At 66.2% G+C, this 19,419-nt stretch carries 13 protein-coding genes, 2 tRNA genes and 1 pseudogene; 6 read left to right on the top strand and 10 right to left on the bottom strand.

Annotated features, from left to right (window positions below; translation table 11 throughout):
* Positions 1-109: 109 nt before the first annotated feature.
* On the top strand, positions 110-526 hold the full coding sequence (locus BLIN9172_RS18495; RefSeq protein ID WP_240812124.1) for a DNA alkylation repair protein: 417 nt from the start codon (positions 110-112) through the stop codon (positions 524-526).
* A 12-nt stretch (positions 527-538) separates the two neighbouring features.
* Positions 539-910, top strand: a pseudogene (locus tag BLIN9172_RS18490) (DNA alkylation repair protein); the annotation flags it as partial.
* A gap of 34 nt (positions 911-944) precedes the next feature.
* Here the strand turns inward: BLIN9172_RS18490 and BLIN9172_RS07770 are convergent.
* Both BLIN9172_RS07770 and BLIN9172_RS07765 read right to left on the bottom strand, forming a co-directional pair.
* Positions 945-1,658: a hypothetical protein gene (locus tag BLIN9172_RS07770; protein WP_101554537.1), complete on the bottom strand. Its 714-nt coding sequence runs from the start codon at positions 1,656-1,658 to the stop codon at positions 945-947.
* A 190-nt stretch (positions 1,659-1,848) separates the two neighbouring features.
* Positions 1,849-1,921: transfer RNA gene (locus BLIN9172_RS07765), tRNA-Arg, on the bottom strand.
* Between the two features lie 374 nt (positions 1,922-2,295).
* Here BLIN9172_RS07765 and BLIN9172_RS07760 point away from each other — a divergent pair.
* Positions 2,296-4,128, top strand: a complete 1,833-nt coding sequence (locus BLIN9172_RS07760) for a phosphoenolpyruvate carboxykinase (GTP) (RefSeq protein ID WP_101554536.1) — start codon at positions 2,296-2,298, stop codon at positions 4,126-4,128.
* Positions 4,129-4,615: 487 nt separating this feature from the next.
* Here BLIN9172_RS07760 and BLIN9172_RS07755 read toward each other — a convergent pair whose 3' ends face one another.
* The 4 genes from BLIN9172_RS07755 to BLIN9172_RS07740 all read right to left on the bottom strand — a co-directional run bounded on the left by BLIN9172_RS07755 (position 4,616) and on the right by BLIN9172_RS07740 (position 9,610).
* Positions 4,616-4,849 carry a hypothetical protein gene (locus BLIN9172_RS07755; RefSeq protein ID WP_101554535.1) on the bottom strand — a complete coding sequence of 78 codons (234 nt, stop codon included), beginning with the start codon at positions 4,847-4,849 and terminating at the stop codon, positions 4,616-4,618.
* Positions 4,846-6,261, bottom strand: coding sequence for an inorganic phosphate transporter (locus BLIN9172_RS07750; RefSeq protein WP_101554534.1), 1,416 nt, complete (start codon positions 6,259-6,261; stop codon positions 4,846-4,848). Before BLIN9172_RS07750 ends, BLIN9172_RS07755 begins: the two co-directional genes overlap by 4 nt.
* A 354-nt stretch (positions 6,262-6,615) precedes the next feature.
* Positions 6,616-8,046, bottom strand: a complete 1,431-nt coding sequence (locus BLIN9172_RS07745; RefSeq protein ID WP_101554533.1) for an aspartate aminotransferase family protein — start codon at positions 8,044-8,046, stop codon at positions 6,616-6,618.
* A gap of 79 nt (positions 8,047-8,125) precedes the next feature.
* Positions 8,126-9,610: a CoA-acylating methylmalonate-semialdehyde dehydrogenase gene (locus tag BLIN9172_RS07740; protein ID WP_101554532.1), complete on the bottom strand. Its 1,485-nt coding sequence runs from the start codon at positions 9,608-9,610 to the stop codon at positions 8,126-8,128.
* Between the two features lie 113 nt (positions 9,611-9,723).
* On the opposite strand from BLIN9172_RS07740, the gene BLIN9172_RS07735 reads away from it, so the two are divergent.
* Positions 9,724-11,499: a PucR family transcriptional regulator gene (locus BLIN9172_RS07735; protein WP_101554531.1), complete on the top strand. Its 1,776-nt coding sequence runs from the start codon at positions 9,724-9,726 to the stop codon at positions 11,497-11,499.
* Positions 11,500-11,580: 81 nt separating this feature from the next.
* On the opposite strand, the gene BLIN9172_RS07730 is transcribed toward BLIN9172_RS07735, so the two are convergent.
* The 4 genes from BLIN9172_RS07730 to BLIN9172_RS07715 form a co-directional block, all read right to left on the bottom strand.
* Positions 11,581-12,585, bottom strand: a complete 1,005-nt coding sequence (locus BLIN9172_RS07730; protein WP_101554530.1) for an Ldh family oxidoreductase — start codon at positions 12,583-12,585, stop codon at positions 11,581-11,583.
* 226 nt (positions 12,586-12,811) lie between these two features.
* A complete protein-coding gene (locus tag BLIN9172_RS07725; protein ID WP_101554529.1) occupies positions 12,812-13,414 on the bottom strand; it encodes an OmpA family protein in 603 nt (200 codons plus the stop codon).
* Positions 13,411-14,031, bottom strand: coding sequence for a hypothetical protein (locus tag BLIN9172_RS07720; RefSeq protein ID WP_101554528.1), 621 nt, complete (start codon positions 14,029-14,031; stop codon positions 13,411-13,413). The genes BLIN9172_RS07725 and BLIN9172_RS07720 overlap by 4 nt, the downstream gene beginning before the upstream one ends.
* Before the next feature lie 285 nt (positions 14,032-14,316).
* Positions 14,317-14,405 (bottom strand) — tRNA-Ser (locus BLIN9172_RS07715).
* A 375-nt stretch (positions 14,406-14,780) separates the two neighbouring features.
* Here BLIN9172_RS07715 and BLIN9172_RS07710 point away from each other — a divergent pair.
* Both BLIN9172_RS07710 and BLIN9172_RS07705 read left to right on the top strand, forming a co-directional pair.
* Positions 14,781-17,045 (top strand): LCP family protein, encoded by a 2,265-nt coding sequence (locus tag BLIN9172_RS07710; RefSeq protein ID WP_240812126.1) that lies wholly within the window; start codon positions 14,781-14,783, stop codon positions 17,043-17,045.
* Entirely contained in the window at positions 17,042-19,252 is a 2,211-nt protein-coding gene (locus tag BLIN9172_RS07705; RefSeq protein ID WP_101554527.1) for an FAD/NAD(P)-binding protein, read from the top strand. Before BLIN9172_RS07710 ends, BLIN9172_RS07705 begins: the two co-directional genes overlap by 4 nt.
* Positions 19,253-19,419: the final 167 nt, after the last annotated feature.

Raw genomic sequence — 19,419 nt, 5'->3', positions numbered from 1 at the left:
ATCAATGCGATCGACGGAGTCCGCCTGCCGGCCGTTTCGCATTCACCGCGAGCTGCAGCGCCCGCGTCCGCACGATGCGGTGCGGTGCGACCGTGGAATGATTCGTTCCATGACCTCCGATTCCCGGTACAACGTCCAGGCCCTCGCCGAGGCGGTCGACCGAGATCTGCGCGCCCGTGGCGGCAGCGAACGCGCCCAGAAGGAAAAGGCCTACCTCAAGAGCGAACTCCTCCATTACGGGGTGAGCGTCCCGGACACCCGAGCCATCGTTCGGGCAGCACTGCGAGGGACGGGGCTCGAACACGATGAGGTCATCGAGCTTGCCCGGCTTCTCTGGGCCGCGCCGACGTCGTCAGATGACTCGGCCGACAGCACCGAACTGACTGACGGCGGGTCAACCGGGAACCACACACCCGTCCACGAACGTCGCGCTGCAGCCACGATGGTGCTCATCCAGTCGCAGGACCGCCTCGGCGCCGGGGATGCGGATTTCATTGAAGACCTGCTGCGCGAAGCGAAGACCTGAGCCCTTGTCGACCCCCTGGCCGGGGATCTCATCGGGCCGTTGAGCGAACGGGATGCTGCTTTCGATCCCATTCTCGAGCGCTGGGCGAGCGAGGAGGACTTCTGGATCCGCCGTTCGGCCCTGCTGGCGCACCTGGTTCCGCTGCGACAGGGCCGCGGCGACTTCGACCGGTTCTCCCGTTTCGCCGAGGCGATGCTCGAGGAGAAGGAATTCTTCATCCGCAAGGCCATCGGCTGGATTCTGCGCGACACCGCACGCACACGCCCCGACCTCGTCTTCGACTGGATCCTCCCGCGCGCCCACCGCGCCTCCGGAGTGACGGTCCGCGAAGCCGTCAAACGACTCTCGCCCGAACAGCGCGACGCGGTGCTTGCCGCCAGGTGACACAAACCTCGACCGCGGGTAACCCGAGTCCCGACTATCTGATCCCGCCCCCGTGGACCGGTGGGTGACCGGGCAGTTGGAGCGCCGCGTCCTCGGGGTTGCCGGTCAGCTCGACGACTCCGCGGTCGAGCGCGGCCTGAGCCAGCTGTGGATACCCCACTGCCGAGGCGGCCCGAGCGATCACTTCGACCGCCGACCTCGCGGACTGCCGACCGGTCCCTGCGAACCAGATCCAGCGGCCGTCGATCGACCGTGGAATCGGGTCGAGGGCCAGCGTGAATCGTCTGCGTCCGCGCCTGGCATCCTCGGCTGAGCAGGCGACGAAGTGGAGACCGTTCTTCGTCCACCAGGACGCTCGCAGAGTCGACTGCGCGATCTGTCCTTGCAGTCCGGCCTCTTTGAGATATCTGTTCGCGCCGGCGACCCCGGCAATGCTGCCGGGCGTGACCTGCCGATAGGGAATGGCGTAGGGACGAATTCCCGGGGCAATGGAGCCGACAAGGATCCCTCGTTCGCAGACGATGAGCCGCTCACCCGAGAGATAGAGAAGGATCAAACCGAACATCACCGCGAAGATGACGCCTGGAGCAAGAGCCAGCAGCGGCGTCTCCCCGGGGTTGATGAATGTCAGAGCTGTGAAGAGCACCCACCCGACGACGACCCCCGTCACCGTCTTCGGTCCTGGGCGGTCGGCGAACACCTCGATGACCTCACCGAACTCGTCCCGGTGACGACGGGCTTTCCTCATCTCAACACCCAACAGAAGCCCAACCTTCGGATCAGTAGTCATGTTCAACCCGGTCCTGCCCTACTGCCTACTGGGCAAGCGGGCCATCCTGTACACACATTCTGATCATCAGCCCATCAGATCGGCCGACTCCAGGCATACGAAAAAGTCCCTCACCAGCTATCCTGCCTGGTGAGGGACTTTCCTTCGGTGCGCCACGAGGGATTCGAACCCCCAACCTTCTGATCCGTAGTCAGATGCTCTATCCGTTGAGCTAGTGGCGCATGTCGCCCGGACTCTCTCCCTGCAACTCGAACAACTATACACACCCGCCTCACCGAAGCTCAAATCGTCTCCACGTGCGCTTCGCCACATTCGCACTCAAGGCCAGAGCCGCCTCGGCGGGAGGGGATGAAATCGCAGATTTCAGCGGTCGATCACGATTGAAACGATACGTCAATCGAATGAAATAACACGTCAGTGAATTGCGTCTTTCGCGTCATTCGGCCCCTGACTGTGATCCAATGCACATCTTCGAGTGACCGAAACGCCCGTTTTTCGCTTCTGCTCCCATCCTACGGTGGAGATGTACCAACCGCTCGACGGACGCCAGCCGCCGCAGACGAAACCCCACACACGACCCACCAGGAGACCACTCATGACTGTCCTCGACCATGATGTCGTCGCTGACCAGCTGAAGAACGCACCGACCGAGAACAAGTCGGTGCTCTCGTTCGTCAGCCGGATCGCCGCCCTGACCACCCCGGACGACATCGTCTGGATCGATGGTTCCGAAGCACAGAAGAACGAGATCGCCGAGAAGCTCGTCGAGGCCGGCACCATCCAGCGTGTCAACGGCACCAAGGACTCCTACTACGCGGCCTCCGACCCCGAGGACGTCGCCCGCGTCGAGGGCCGGACCTACATCTGCTCCGAAGACGAGAAGGATGCCGGTCCACTCAACAACTGGGTCGCTCCCGCGGAGATGAAGGAGACGCTCAACCCGCTGTTCGAGGGCGCGATGCGCGGACGCACCATGTACGTCATCCCCTTCGTCATGGGCCACGCCGAAGCGGACCAGCCGATGTTCGGCATCGAGGTCACCGATTCGGCGTACGTCGTCCTGTCCATGCTCGTCATGGCTCGCTCGGGCAAGTACGCCCTCGATGCGATCGACGCCCAGGACGCGAAGTTCGTCGAGTGCGTCCACTCCGTCGGCGCTCCGCTGGAAGAGGGACAGGAAGACGTCGCCTGGCCCTGCAACACCACCAAGTACATCACCCACTTCCCCGAGGATCGCGCCATCTGGTCCTTCGGCTCCGGCTACGGCGGCAACGCGCTGCTGGGCAAGAAGTGCTACGCGCTGCGCATCGCCTCCGCGATCGCCCGGGACGAAGGCTGGCTGGCCGAGCACATGCTCATCCTCAAGCTGACGAACCCCGAAGGCGTCGTCAAGTACGTCGCCGCCGCATTCCCCTCGGCCTGCGGCAAGACCAATCTCGCCATGATCGAACCGACCATTCCCGGGTGGAAGGCCGAGACCCTCGGTGACGACATCGCGTGGATGCGCTTCGGTGAGGATGGCCAGCTCTACGCCGTCAACCCCGAGTTCGGGCTCTTCGGCGTCGCCCCGGGCACCGGTTACACGACGAACCCGACTGCGATGCGCGCCATCGAGGCAGGCGGCAACATCTTCACCAACGTCGCTCTGACCGACGACGGTGACGTGTGGTGGGAAGGCAAGACCGACGAGGCGCCCGCTCACCTCACCGACTGGAGGGGCAACGACTGGACTCCCGAGTCCGATACCCCCGCCGCTCACCCGAACTCACGTTTCTGCACCCCGATCGCGAACGTGCCGACCTTGGCTCCCGAGTGGACCAACCCGAACGGTGTGCCGATCTCGGCCATCCTCTTCGGCGGTCGCCGCAAGACCACGATGCCGCTCGTGACCGAGACCAAGGACTGGACGCACGGCGTGTTCATGGGTTCGGTGCTCTCCTCGGAGACCACCGCAGCTGCCACCGGTGCCGTCGGCGTCGTCCGCCGCGACCCGATGGCGATGCGCCCGTTCATCGGCTACAACGTCGGTGACTACCTGCAGCACTGGATCAACATCGGCAACACCGAGGGTGCCCAGCTGCCGAAGATCTTCTACGTCAACTGGTTCCGCCGCGACGACGACAACTCGTTCCTGTGGCCCGGATTCTCCGAGAACTCACGCGTCCTCAAGTGGGTCTTCGAACGCGTCACCGGCACCGCCGATGCTCAGGAATCCCCGCTCGGCCTCACCCCGGTCGAAGGTGGTCTGGACACCGAAGGCCTCGACTTCACCGACGAGCAGCTGCGCAAGGCTCTCGCCATCAAGCCCGAGGAGTGGGAGACCGAACTCGGCCTCATCGAAGAGTGGTACGCCGAGCTCGGCGATTCGGTTCCGGCCGAGCTCCGCGCCGAGGTCGACAACCTCCGCGAGCGCCTCGGCCTCGCCTGAGTCGTTCGGCTGAGTTGCTTGACTGTGTGGCTAGTCTGAGCCGTCTGGCTGATGCGCTGGGCTGACTAGTTTGGCTGAGTCGCTTGGCTGATCTGCCGACGGACTGATCCGCTCGTTCACCGACGATCCCCCAACCGCCGCCGAGGTGGTTGGGGGATCGTCGTATTCCGTGACAGTTGGGAGGCCTGCACCCCTCACCGTTGGTGCCGACTGTCGCCGTTGCTCCCAACGCACGAAGATAGGCACCTGTTCACCACGGGGCATCTCTCACCGTTGCTGTCGCTGAGCACCGGCGGGAGCAGAACGTCGTCGCAGCGTCACGTCGCACCGTTGCAGGTGTAGGCACGGCAGCTAAGGGTGGGTGATGGCGCACTGAAGGGTGGACGTGACGCTGCCGGTGGGTGATGGTCACCCAGAGCGGGTGCCGACGGCAGGCAGCGGTCGACGGCAGGTGCTGGCCGACGGCAAGCGACCGCCGTCCGAGTCGTCAGGCGCCGTGGAGAGCCGGGACGATGAGATAGACGCCGAGCAGCACGACTGCTCCGCAGACTCCGAAGACCGTCCAGTAGGCGACCTGCAGCCCTGAGCTGCTGCGGCCCTCGTCGACCCGGTCGAGATGTGTCGCGCGCATGCGCACGGCAACGGAGAACAGCGTGATGACGATGATGGCCGAGACCCATGTCGCGGCAGCCACGATGGCGAAGGAACTCCATTCGATCATTTCGCGTCTCCCTGATCGCTCGCATCGGCCCGACTCGAATCGGCTCCGGTGTTCGATGCACGCCCCGAATCGGCTCCGGACCTCGATCCGGACGCCGAACCGGTCGACGATCCTGTCGTCGCCTCGACGGGAACCGCCCCGTTCTTCTTGGCGTGACGGTGTGCCCGGCGCTTCTCTTTGGCCGCCTGCTTCTCTGCCCAGGCTTCGTAGCGGGCCTCCCGCTTCTCCTGAGCGCGTTTGCGGTTGCGGTCCTTGCGCAGCTTCCGCTTGCGACCGCGAATGTTGACGGCTTCACCCACGGTGTCGAAGTTCGAGATGTCCGTCTCCTCGACCTGACGGGAGCTGAGATAGATCCACAGCACCACGACGACGGCGATGGCCGTGTCGATGACGACGCCGATCGTGCCCAGATGAGCGATGCCGGCGGCCAGTCCGCCGACGATCGCGGCGGCCGGGATCGTCAGCAGCCAACCGGAGGCGATCCGTCCGGCCGTCGACCACTGGACATCGGCGCCCTTACGTCCCAATCCCGAACCGAGCACCGAGCCGGAGGCAACCTGCGTCGTCGACAGTGCGAAGCCGAGGTGAGAGGAGGCGAGGATGGCCGCGGCCGTCGACGTCTCGGCCGACAGGCCCTGCGCGGCCTTGACCGTCGTCAGCTTCGTGCCGAGAGTGTCGATGATGCGCCAACCGCCGACGTAGGTGCCCAACGCGATCGCCAGCGCACACGCCGTGATCACCCAGATGTGCGGACCGGTGCCGTGCTCCTGAAGGTTCGCAGAGACGAGGACGAGGGTGATGACGCCCATCGTCTTCTGCGCATCGTTCGTTCCGTGGGCGAGCGCCACCAGCGAGGACGAGAAGATCTGTCCGTATTTGAACGGTGCACGGCGAGCGGTCTTGCCCTCCTCGTTGCGACGAGTGATCGCATAGGCGATCTTCGTGCACAGGTAGGCGCTGAAGCCGGCGATGAGCGGAGCCGCCAGAGCCGGGATGACGACCTTCGACAGGAACACTCCGTAGTCGACGGAGTTGAGTCCGGCACCGACGATGGCCGCACCGATGAGGCCGCCGAAGAGTGCATGGGACGAGGAGGACGGAAGGCCGAAGCGCCACGTCGCCATGTTCCAGATGATGGCGCCGATGAGACCGGCGAGGATGAAGTCGGGAGTGATCTGGACTCCCCCGCCGCCTTCTTTGATGATGCCGCCGGAGATGGTCTTGGCCACCTCGGTGGAGAGGAAGGCGCCGACGAGATTGAGGATCGCAGCGAGCGTGACCGCGGTCTTGGGTTTGATGGCCCCGGTCGCGATCGGGGTGGCCATGGCATTGGCCGTATCGTGAAAGCCATTGGTGAAGTCGAAGAACAGCGCCAGTGCGATGACGAGCACGACGACGAAGATGATTTCCACTAATCGACCTTGGGTGTAGACACTATTCGGACCGTGGATGATGCAGCTGACGGCCAGCAATCACTATCCCGCAGAAGTCTACCCACAGATTCAACTGTTCTTCACCCGCAATTCGACCCGACTCCACCTCATTCACCTTTTGTTCACTTCTGACGTGCGCAAACGGGCCCCGCCCGGCTGAGAGTGCAATAGCACTCACATTGCGAACGGGGCCCGAACACAGCCATTCTCTCGCCGAGGCGGCTCCCCGCTTCCCGCTGTCATCCGCAGAGAGCGTGGCCGACCCACCCGCGGAAACCGTGGCCGACACTTCTGCGGAAACCGCGGCAGGACACCGCCGAGGCGACGCTTCGGTCACGCGTGGCGAATCTGCTCCGTGACGTACCGATCCGCGACGTCGAGTGCCCGATCCAGGGCGGCGAGGCCGAACCTGACATCCTCATCCGGGGTGTTGAGCGGCGGCACGACATGGATCCGGTTGAAGTTCGCGAACGGCAGCACGCCTTCGGCCTTGAGCGCTGCGATGACCTCGTTCATCTCCGGCGAGCTGCCGCCGTAGGCTGCCAGCGGCTCCTTCGTCGTCCGGTCCTTCACGAGCTCGACCGCCCAGAAGCAGCCCATCCCCCGCACATCCCCGACCGCAGGGTGGCGCTGCGCCATCTCCCGCAGACTTGGGCCGATGATGTCCTCGCCGAGGCGGTCCGCGTTGGCGATCATGCCTTCGTCCTCCATGGCGGTGATCGTCGCAACAGCAGCCGCACAGGCGAGCGGATGTCCCGAATAGGTCAGTCCGCCCGGGTAGGCACGGTCGCGGAAGGTCTCGAAGATCGCGTCCGAGATGGCGACCCCGCCGAGCGGAACGTACCCGGAGTTCACACCTTTGGCGAAGGTGATGAGGTCCGGGGTGACGTCCCAGTGGTCGAGGGCGAACCAGCGACCGGTGCGACCGAAGCCGGCCATCACTTCATCGGCGATGAAGACGATCCCGTACTTCGCCGTCAGCTCGCGCACCCCGGCGAGGTAGCCGGCCGGCGGGGCGTAGATTCCCGCGGTGCCCGGCACGGTCTCGAGGATGAGTGCGGCGATGTTGCCGGGCCCTTCGAGGGTGATCATGTCTTCGAGGTGGGCCAGCGCCCGCTGCGTCTCCTCGACCTCGGACGTCGAGTTGAAGTACGACCGATACGGGTAGGCGGGCATGAAGTGAACGATGCCCTCAGCGGAGTAGTCGTTGGCGAACCGGCGAGGATCCCCGGTGACATTGACGGCCAGCTGCGTGCCGCCGTGGTAGCTGCGGTAGGCCGAAAGCACCTTCGACCGCCCCGTGTGCAGCCGGGCCATCCGGATCGCGTGCTCGTTGGCGTCGGCTCCCCCGTTCGTGAAGAACACGTGGTCGAGATCGCCCGGGGTGCGTTCGGCGATGAGCCGAGCCGCCTCGGAGCGGGCATCGTTGACGTGCTGCGGCGCGATCGTGCACAGCCAGCCCGCCTGCTCCTGGATGGCGGCGACGACGGCCGGGTGCTGATGGCCGATATTGGTGTTGACCAGCTGCGATGACATGTCGAGGAGCTTTCGGCCCTCACCGTCCCAGACATAGGAGCCTGCAGCGTCGATGACCGTCATCGGGTCGAACGGTCCCTGTGCCTGCCAGGAGTGGAAGACGTGCGCACGGTCGAGTCCGTGGGCACGTCGCCCGGTCTCGATACGGTCAGGGCCGATCCTGTCGGCGCCGGTGCGATCAGCGTCGCGGTGCGATTCGGTGAGCGGGGAATCCGCGGTGGTGGTCATGGCTGCTCCTTCGCCGAGACGGTGCATCGTTGCGTGAACGCCCGCCCCGTGATCGGGGCGGACGTCCATGGTGGTCTGTTCAGTCGTTGGTCGGGAACCCGAGGTTGAGTCCGCCGTGGCTGGGGTCGAGCCAGCGTGAGGTCACGACTTTTCCGCGGGTGAAGAAGTGGACGCCTTCGTCGCCGTAGGCGTGGGTGTCGCCGAACAGCGAGTTCTTCCACCCGCCGAAGGAGTAGTAGCCCACGGGCACGGGGATCGGGACGTTGATGCCGACCATGCCGACCTCGACTTCGTTCTCGTATCGGCGGGCCGCTCCCCCGTCGTTGGTGAAGATCGCGGTGCCGTTGCCGTACGGGTTGGCGTTGATGAGGTCGAGGCCCTCGTCGTAGCCGGGGACGCGGACGACGCAGAGTACGGGGCCGAAGATCTCATCGCGATAGATCGACATGTCCGGGGTGACGTCGTCGAACAGAGTCGGGTTGAGGAAGAACCCCTCGGCCGGGGCGTTCTCCCGACCGTCGAGGACGACCGTTGCCCCCGCCTCCGCGCCGGCATCGATGTAGCCGGCGACCTTATCGCGGTGGGCCGCGGTGACGAGCGGTCCCATGTCCGGCTCGGTCGCCCCGTCGCCCACGCGCAGGGTCGTGGTGCGCTCGGCGATCTTCGCCACGAGTTCGTCGGCGATGGAGTCGACGGCGACGACCACGGAGATCGCCATGCAGCGCTCACCGGCCGCTCCGTAGCCCGCGTTGACGGCGGCGTCGGCGGCGAGGTCGAGGTCTGCATCGGGCAGGACGAGCATGTGGTTCTTCGCTCCGCCGAGCGCCTGGACGCGTTTGCCGGCGGCCGTGCCGTTCTCGTAGACGTACTTCGCGATCGGGGTCGATCCGACGAAGGACACCGAGGCGACGTCGGGGCTTTCAAGGATCGTGTCGACGGCTTCCTTGTCGCCGTGGACGACGTTGAACACGCCGTCGGGCAGACCGGCTTCCTTCCACAGTTCGGCCAGCCAGTTCGCCGCTGTCGGGTCCTTCTCGGAGGGCTTGAGCACGACGGTGTTGCCGGTCGCGATCGCGACGGGGAAGAACCACATCGGGACCATGGCCGGGAAGTTGAAGGGCGAGATGATCGCGGAGACGCCGATCGGCTGGCGCAGGGAGTGGACGTCGATGTTCGTCGAGGCGTTCTCCGTGTGACCGCCGCGCAGGTGGCCGGCGATGCCGCAGGCGAATTCGACGACCTCCTGACCGCGGGCGACCTCGCCGAGGGCGTCGGAGACGACCTTGCCGTGTTCGGCGGTGATGATCTCGGCCAGCTCCTGCTTGCGCGCATTGAGCAGCTCGCGGAAGTTGAAGAGGACAGCGGTCCGCTTGGCCAGGGATGTGTCGCGCCAGGCGGGGAAGGCGGCCGAGGCCGCGGCGATCGCCGATTCCACGGTCGCCTTCGAGCCCAGTGCCACCTGGCCACTGACGATTCCGGTGGCAGGGTTCGTGATGTCGCCGAGGCGGGTGTCCGTGTCCGCGGTGACGGTCTGTCCGTTGATCCAATGGGTCAGCGTTGCCATGTGGTGTCCTTCTGCGTCGTCGGTACGTCGGTTGAGTCCATCCTCGGTCGGCACCGCCGATCCCAACAGCGTCAGAGTGTCAGAATATTCTGCTCAGGCTTTACACTGTGTCAATGGATACTGCGATGGATTCGGATGGGCCGTCTCTGAGCATCGCCGGTCTGCTCGAGTTCGAGGAGATCAGCGTCGCCGGCCCGCAGGTGATCGCCGGCGACGCACGTCTCGATCGGGCGATCCGCTGGGTCCACATCGCCGATTCCGAATATGTCGAACGGTTCCTCGAAGGTGGGGAGCTCGTACTCACCACGGCCACGGCCTTTCGCCACCGCCCCGAGGCGATGACCGAGTTCCTCGACCAGCTCGAGCGGGCGGCAGCGGCGGGCACGATCATCGAACTCGTCGACGAGGACTCGGCCTTCGACGAGGTGGCGGGCACGATCGTGCGGGACGCCTCCTCGGCGAGAGAGCTGCCCGTCGTGGTGCTCCCGCACCGGGTCAAGTTCGTCAAGATCACGGAGTTCGCCCATCGACGTCTCCTCGCGCAGCAGATCTCCCAGCTCGAACATGCCCGGGAGATCCACGAGACGTACACGCAGCTGAGTCTGTATCGGGCCGGAGCGCAGACGATCGTCGAACGCACGGCCGAGCTGCTGGGGACTCCGGTGATCCTCGAGGACGTCGCCCACCGGGTGCTCGCCCATGCGGGGCGAGGGTCGGCGACGCTGACGCAGAAGTGGGCGGGCCTCGTCACCGGGACGAGCACCGAGCCCGGGGTGGAGGCCGCGGCGGATTGGCGGCAGACGCCGGTCGGGATGCGGGCACGCCGGTGGGGGCGGCTCGTCGTGCCCCGGCCGGCCGAGTCGACGGCGGCCCTCGACCAGATCATCGAACGGGCCGGAGAGGCGCTGACGCTGACCCGCATGGCCGATCGGGACGAACAGGATCTGCTGCTGCAGGCGCAGAGCGGTCTGATCAGGGAGATCTCGGATTCCGACGGTCTCGACGACCGTGCGGCCCTCGAGCGCGCTCGGTCGCTGGGGTTCTCTCCGGCGCCGGGCGCGGAGTTCCTTCCCGTCGTCGTCCGCCTCGATCGGGATTCCGACACCGATCCGACGCGCGTTCAGCTGCAGGAGCGCGGGCTGACCCAGGAGGTCGTCGCCGCCGCGGCCCGTGTGGGCTCGGCCTGCCTGGTGACGAGCCTGCAGTCGGGAGTCTTCGGGTTCGTCCTCGCTGCGGCCGGCACCAGAGCCGGATCGGGCGGACGCCGTTCGCGCCGGCCGGGCGGAACAGAGACGTCGGGCCGATCGGAGACGTCTGGTCGACCGGAGACGTCTGGCGGCTCGGATGCCGAGCAGCTCCTCGCCGGTCTTCTGAACGAGGTCGAGGAGTATGCGGCCAGCTGGGTAGTCGGCGTCGGGCGCGGCAGCGCATCACTGTGCGGTGCGGTCGCCGGTCTCGACTCGGCGTCTCAGGTCGCCGAGGTGGCATCGACTCTCGACGTGCGCGAGCGCTCGTTCTACCGCTCCTCCGACGTCCGACTCCGCGGCTTGCTCTCCCTCTTCGCCGATGACTCTCGAATGCGGGCCTTCGCCGAGGGCGAGCTCGGCCCCCTGCTCGGCGATGCCGCCGGCCGCACCCCGAGCGCGTCAGCAAGTGGCAGTGAAGCGAACCGTCGTTCCCCTGCCGATGAGAGTCTGCTCGATTTCCTCGAGCTCCACCTCGCCCACGGCGGGAACATCTCGGCGATGGCGCGGGCCGGATATCTGTCCCGACCCGCGCTCTACACACGAATGACGAAGCTGCAGAACCGCCTCGGCGTCTCGCTCGATGATGCGGAGTCGCGCACGGCACTGCATGTGGCGCTGCTGTGGTGGCGGATGCACGGCTGAGGGGCGGTGCCGGTGAGCCCGCGGTGGCTCCGGCGGCCCGGTCGGTGAGCCCGCGATGGCTCCGGTGGCCCGGTCAGTGAGTCATTCGAAGAGGGAGCGGATCGTATCCGTGACGGGGATACCTCGGACGGCCGCCTCGGCGCGATTGGCATAACGACGATCGCCGGGCTGACGGTCCATACCCGCGTCGCGGAGCATTTCGACGAATTCGCGGACTCGGCCCAGGTAGGCGTCGTTGCCGCCGCGCTCGGGGTCGATGACGATGAAGAGCTGACCGGTGCGGAAGGTGTGGGCGCCTTCGGGGGCTTCGGCGTCGATCTCGTAGGTGAAGGCACCGCCGGTCAGCCCGGCCGCCAGCGTCTCGATCATGAACGACAGCAGCGCGCCCTTATGCCCGCCGATGGGCCGGATTCCGCCGCCGTCGAGGATGGCGTTGGGATCCGTGGCGTCCGCGCCGGTCGAGTCGACCCCGGTCCCGACCGGAACGTCTCGGCCCTCGGCCCGCAGCAGCTGCAGGTCCCCGTGGGACATCGACGACGTGGAGAAGTCGAATACGATCGGGTCCGCACCAGCCACGGGAGTGGCGAAGCCGAACGGGTTGGTGCTGAAGACCGGGCGCGTGGCCCCTTCGGGAACGACGGCGAGCTTGCCGCTGGCGATCATGCCCATCGCCACCCGACCCTCGCGGGCAAAGGACTCGAGGTCGGGCCACAGAGCACTGAAGTGGTGAGTGCTGCGCAGGGCGATGACGGCGACGCCGGACTCGGCAAGCGCCTCGTCGATCGTCGGGCGCGCCTCGGCGAGTGCGGGTTGGGCGAAGCCGTTGCGTCCGTCGATGCGGATATAGGAGGGACCGACGACGTCGATGTTCGGCTCCGCGGCCCCGTCCGCCCAGCCGCGGGTCAGCGAATCGAGGTAGCCGGCGACGCGGAAGACTCCGTGGCTGAGAGTGCCGTCGCGTTCGCAGGTGGCGCAGTTGGTCGCGAGCACTTCGGCCACCGAAGGCGAAGCGCCGGCGGCCACGAGCTTCGCTTGGATGGCAGAGACAAGGTCATCGAAAGAGATTCGGTCGGGTTCGTTCGTCATTGTGCGCTCCTCCTCTGCGGCCGATCGTGTCGGCGTCGACCACGGCCCTTACCCAGCAGACTACCGTTCGATCAGTCATCGGCCCTGCAGTTCCTTGACCGTTCCTCCGTTCTCGTCTGCGGGTTCTCAGTTCTCATCTGCGGGTACAGCAGCGCTCGTGCCGCCGCTCCCGGGTGTCACCGACGGTGGAGCCAGCAGGGAACGGATCGTCGGGCTGGGGACGGGCTCAGTCTTCGTAGCGGATTTCGACGCGGCGGTTCTTCGCCCGACCTTCGGGGTCGTCCTTGCCGCCCTTCTCATTCGACGCAACGGGGTCGGACTCGCCGAATCCCTTCGCAGTCACGTCGAGGTCCGAGTTCTCGGAGGTGAGCACCTCGGCGACGGCCTTCGCGCGGTCTTCGGAGAGCTTCTTGTTGTAGTCGTCGTCGCCATTGGAGTCCGTATGCCCGCCGACAGTGATCTCGGAGTCGGTCGGCAGGTCCGTGACGAGGTCTTTGATCTTCTTCATCGCGGCGTCGCTCAGTTCGGACGAGTCGAAGTCGAAGAGGATGTCTGTGTCGAGCGTGACCACGGTGTCGCCGCCGCTGGCCTTCGTCGTTTCGACGTCTTCGATTCCCTTCTCCAGGTCATGGATCCCCGGTTCGAGTTCGACGATGCTCTCGTCGATCTGCGACTGGTCGGGATCGGTGAAGTCATCCGGCGTCGGGGCATCTCGGTCGGCGATGTCCTGCGGAGTCACGGAGTCTGCGAACGCGAATGCGGGTGGGCCGGCGATGACAATGCCGGCAGCAAGGATCACCGCTGCAGGACCGGAGACTGCGGACCTCACGAGATCGTCACTCCGGTGACGAGGTTCATTCCGTCGACGACGGAGACCTCGACCTCGTTCACATCCGGCGGCGGGGCCGCGAAGACAGCGAATGCGTAGTGGGTCTGGCCGGGTTTGAACGTCGTACTCTGATACCCGGTCTGCGCTCGATCGACGGTGTACTTGAGCACATGGTGCTTGCGCAGATTCTGCGAGTCGACGAGGAACGGAGTCCAACTTGCATCGCCGAGGTAGCCATAGAGATCGTCGCCGTCATCATCCTCGTCTGCCTTGTCCGAGTTCACGGTGAACGCGAACTGCGCCACGACAGTTTCGCCCTGACGCTTCAGCGGGAACAGCGCGACAGTCATCGTGGCCGTGTCATCGCCCTCGACAGTCGCGGGGATCTCCTGGGAGGCGACGGGATCGGGAAGATCATTCGGATCGAGGCCGGCCGCCTCGGCGGATCCGGTGTCTTCGGTCGATCCTGCGGCCTCGCCGGACTCCTGGCCGGCTCCTTGGGTCTCAGTGCCCTCGGGGTTCGGGTCCTCTGCATCGTCTCCGGATGTGCAGGCGGTCAGGGTCAGCGCCAGAGCGGCGGCGGCAGCGGACAGAGCTGCCCTGCGGATCAGGGGCATAGCGATGGGAGTTCTCCTCAGTAGTCGCCGGAGCAGCATCTCTGCTGGTGAGCTCCGGTGGCGCGGGGCGGACGCCGATCACCGTACCCCGAACAGGTGAACTTTCACTACATCGAACATAAGTCGAGACGAACACAGTTCTCGGCACTCGCGGCTTCAAAATTTATGCGCCCTGATCCAGATCACCACACATGCATTTTGAAGCCGCTCATGAGTGGAAATGGCGGGATCAGAAAACCCCCGCGATCCGCTTGTTCCAGCGGTACGCGGGGGTTTCCCGTTCTGCGGAGCCGGTGGGATTTGAACCCACGGTCCCCCTATTGGAGGACTTCACCTTAGCAGGGTGACGCTTTCGGCCGCTCAGCCACGACTCCATCTGCAATGCGGCGATCCGCTCCGGCGAAATGCCCGGCTGCAGACCCTCCAGCACTACGGGATACAGCCTAAGGGAAAGGAGCCATCCAGGGCAAAGCGCGGCTTCCGAGAGTGGGCTTCGTCATAGTCGTGTCCAGCCGTGACGGGCACGAATCCGGGCCGAACGCCCCCTTTGCACCGCTCCCCCACACCGGAATTCCAGCATTCATCAATGTCCAGGCGTAAAATCGGCGTGATGTGCTTTGCGGTCTGGTCTCGGATCCTCGCAGCGACACCGGTCGGAATACCGATGGCCGCGGTGTGCCCTGCGCCGGAAACGAGAACGGCGAGCGGGCCGTAGTGCACGAGAAGACAGTTTTTGAGGAGTAGACAACTTGCCAGAGTTTCCCCCTGACAAGCGCGGACCGCAGGGGAACGACCCCGATTCCCAGACATCAGGTCGTCGGCTCCGCGCCTCCTCTCGCCCCAGGTTCCGCGGCGACTCCGCCGCCAGTGAGAGCGACTCGACGCCGCAGTCGAATTCGCCGCAGCAGAATTCTCGGGCGTCGCAGCCTCAGCGCTCGAACCAGAACTCCGACCGGTCGACCGATCCACGATCCGACTATTCGTTCCGCTCGGGCTCCCGCTCATCCGGCGATCCGGCGGACAATCGGCTCGGCGACAGCACTCGTGGTCAGGGTGCCTCGTCCCGGTCACCGCATGCCCCGCCGCCACGCCCGGTCGCTCCGCGTACGCGACGCGAAGCCCGCATGCTGCGCGCGGCCGCTGCCAGCGGAGCGTCAGCGGCCGGGGTGGCCGCAGCAGCAAGCTCGAACACCCAGGACGATCCGACCACCGGCTCACAGCATGGTTCGGTCCGCGATGCCCCGCGCACATTCGCACAGGACGAATCGGCCGCCTCGGCGGGGGATCCCCGGGAATTCGACCACCCGGGCGACGTCACCGACTCCGCTCCGACGACGCGCCGCGATGCCCGCGAGCGCCACGCAGCCGAATCCCGCAGTCACGGACCCGGACGGGCTCGCCGCCATTCTTCCCGCCTCGGTGAGACGTTTCCCAGCCTCGTCGGCTGGACGTCACTGAGCACCCTCCTGCCCGGAGTCGGACTGCTGCGCACACGCTTCCGGCCCGCCGGACTCATCGTGTTCGGGCTCTTCGTCCTCACTCTGCTCGTCGGGCTGGTCTACCTGCTGGTCAAGGGACCCGTGCGCGCGATCGCCACGATCATCGCCAGCCCCTCGCTGCTGAACTTCCTCGCCATCGCCGCAGTGCTCGTGGCCGTGATCTGGATCCTCGTGATGGTCGTGTCCCACCTCGGGCTGCGCCGCGGACACCGATACCGGCCCTGGCAGAACAAGCTGGCCGGCGTCCTCGTCGTCTCCCTGGCGCTCATCATCGGCATCCCGCTGGGCGTCGGCTCCGTCTTCGCCCGCGTCCAGTCCGACACGGTGGCCAGCCTCTTCGGCGACAGCACCGGTAAGGCCCACAGCGCCGAAGACCTCTGGGCGGACAAGCCCTATATCAACGTCTTCCTCATGGGCCGCGACAACGGCAATGACCGCGAAGGCACTCGTCCCGATACGATGCTCGTAGCCTCCATCGACACGAAGACCGGCAATGCCGCGCTCATCTCCGTGCCCCGCAATCTCGCGTTCCCGATCTTCCCCGAAGGCAGCGAACTCGAAAAGGCCTGGCCGGATGGATTCCGACCCTCCGGCGACTCGTCCGAGGACCTCATCAACGCCGTGTGGCAGTGGGGTGAGCAGAATCCCGACCAGATAGGCAATGCGCACGGGCTCGAACCGGGCATGTGGACGACGATGCAGGCCGTCGAAGGCTCCTTGGGCCTCAACCTCGACTATTGGGCATCGGTCGACATGGCCGGATTCGAAGACGTCGTCGACGCCATCGGCGGAGTGCAGATCGACGTCGAACGTCCCATTCCGATGGGCGGCGGAAAGTCGCTGTCGGGGGTGAAGAACGAGGTCTACGGCTGGGTCGATCCGGGCCCGCAGACGCTCAAGGGCAAGGATGCGCTCTGGTACGTCCGCTCCCGCGAAGGCAGCGACAACTACGACCGCATGTGCCGTCAGCAGCGGATGCTCAAGACCACGCTCGAGCAGGTCGACCCGCAGGAGATCGCCGCGGCCTATCCGAAGCTCGCGAACTCGGCGACGCGGAACATCGCCACGTCGATCCCGCAGAACGAGATTCCTGCCTTCATCGAACTCGCCCTCATGATGCAGAAGGGCGACGTCACCACAGTCCAGATCAACAACGACGTCACCCCCACCTACAACCCCGACTTCGACGTCCTCCACAAGTGGATCCTCGGCGAGGTCAAGGGTGCATCCGACGGCGAGGAGACCCCGCAGCCGACGAACGACGGCAGCACGTCCCAGGAGTCGGGAGACAGTGCGGACTCGACCGAGAACGGTTCGGAAGACACCGCCACCGAGGAACCGGCCGATTCCGCGGATGGATCCACGGATGAGGCCGGCGCCGAGGCGGACGCCACCGAAACGACGACACCGGGTGAGCCCAACGCCGAAGGCAAGTGCTACCCGAAGGGCTACGAGCCCGGTGACGACTTCCCCGGCTACCCCGGACCCAACGGCGGAACCGGCGAGCAGGGGTGAGTCAGGACCGACAGTCTCCCGTCCCCGCGGTCGCGATCATCGGTGTCGGACCGCGGGGTCTCACGGTTCTCGAGAGGCTCGTGGCGCTGGCGGCGAAGCGCTTCGCCGGCACCACCGGGACCGCGCTGAGCATCCACCTCATCGACCCTTATCCGCCCGGAGCGGGAATCGTGTGGCGCACCGACCAGCCCGAGTCTCTGCTGATGAATACCACCATCGCCGAGCAGACCGTCTTCCCCGACTCCAGCTGCAGCTTCGTCGGCCCGGACGACGCACCGGCCGGGCCGTCCATGGCCGAGTGGTACCTGGACAACGGCGGCACCGAACCGCTGCACTCGACCTTCCCCAGCCGCAGCCTCTACGGCCGCTACCTCCGCGATGCGTATAAGCGCATCCGCGCGAGCGCACCGGCCTTCGTCGAGATCGTCGAGCACCCGACGAAGGCCGAATCCGTCATCGACCTGCCCACCATGAATCTCCCCGATCCGGCTTCGCAAGGGTCACGGGCCACCGTCCCCGAGCAGCTCGTGCGCTGCCAGAACGGCACGACGATCGTCGCCGGCGCCGTCGTGCTCGCCGTCGGTCACATTCCCAGCGCCCAGCCGGAGGAGCGCGCCCGGCTCGCCGCGTTCGCCGAGATGGGCGGCGGGCTCTACCTGCCGCAGGGCCTGCCCGCGGAAACCCCCGTCACCGCGGTGGCCCCCGGTGAGCGGGTCATCGTCCGCGGCATGGGGCTCAACTACTTCGACTTGCAGACCCTGTTCACTCATGAACGCGGAGGCCGTTTCGAACCCGAATCCGGCGGTCGGCTGCGCTATGTGCCCAGCGGCGACGAACCGCGCCTGGCGCTGGGATCACGACGCGGAATCCCGTATCGCAGCAAACCGATCTGCCGCGAACATCCGCGGCGGGATTGGCCGCTGCGGTACTTCACGAAGGACAACATCGCACTGCTGGCCGGCCTCGAGAACCTCGACGGGGAGCGCAAGGCCGGCGCCCGGTTCAATGATCAGCTGTGGCCGCTCATCCTCGCCGACCTGCGCCTGGCCTACTATCACACGCTCTCCCAGGTCCGCCCCGAAGCGTTCACCGATGATCCCGGCCAGCTGCGCGAGGCCATCGGCGAGGCGGTCTCGCGCCACCTGACCCGCCGCACCTGGCAGGAGACCCACCCGCAGCAGGCGGGCGATGCCGGTGTTGCCGAGGCCGGGGCTGCCGCGACCGCTCGTGCCGGGGACGGAGCCGGCGCGACAGGGACAGTCGGCGCGACAGGCACTTCGACCAGCGTTTCACGATCGGCCAGTGCCACGACCACCGAGGAGGCCTCCCGCCACGGCCGCGTCACCCGCGAGGCCTTCGCCTGGTCGGAGATCGAAGAGGCGCTCGTGCCCGATCCCGCCGACCGCATGTCCCTGCACACCCTGCTCAACCCGCTCGAAGGTGAGCTCTTCACCAGCCGTGAACCCGGTGAGCCCGGGTCCCTGCACGAGTGGATGCTCGACTTCCTGCGCACCGACCTACGCAGCTCCCTGGCCGGTCCCACCGGCAGCCCGGAGAAGGCGCTGTTCACCGTGCTGTGGCAGTCCCGACTGCTGCTCAAGGACCTCATCGTCGCCGGTCACATCGACCGCGTGAGCATCGACATGGAGATCCTCGGCTGGTTCGAGGGCTTCGTCTCCGGCATCTGCGATGGTCCTCCCCCGCAGCGGATCGCCGAACTCATCGCCCTCGCCGAGGCGGGGATCGTGTCCTTCATCGGCCCCGATATGCGCATCGAAGAAAACCGGGACGCGCATGGGTTCCCAGGTGAGGCGCAGCGACCGCGACCGGAGATCTTCACGGTCACCTCGGCGCAGGCCGCCGGAGCGATCACGGGCAGCGTCGTCATCGATGCCGCCTCACCGACGAACTCGGTCTCGCGTGCCGCCGATGTCCTGCTGTACGGAATGCTTGAGCGCGGCCAGCTCACCCCGGCCCGCCTGACCTTGGACGACGGTCGGGAGAAGTTCCTCAACGGGCTCGCGCTCACTCCTCGGCCCTATCGCACCATCGACGTCGAAGGCAAAGTCCACCCGCGCCGATTCGCGCTGTCGATCCAACTGTCGTCGAAGCAGTGGGGGCTGGCGATCGCAGCGAATCCGGGAACGAATGCGGCGACCCTCAATGATTCGCACGCCGCTGCCGAAGCGATCCTCGACCTCCTCTGAAGCTCGGCACGTCTTTGCTGCGCTCCAGACACCGACCACCGAACGCGAACAGCCCAGTCTGAGTTGAATAGCCCTGTTTCAAACATGGGCTATTCAACTCAGACTGGGCTATTCGCAGAGGCGCCGTGATGCGTGGCGCCGGGTCGGACACGTGGCGCCGCGGCCAC

The organism is Brevibacterium linens ATCC 9172, assembly GCF_900169165.1.
Classification (GTDB): domain Bacteria; phylum Actinomycetota; class Actinomycetes; order Actinomycetales; family Brevibacteriaceae; genus Brevibacterium; species Brevibacterium linens.
Note: the sequence above shows the minus strand (reverse complement) of the source record. Positions and strands in the feature narration are given on the sequence as shown.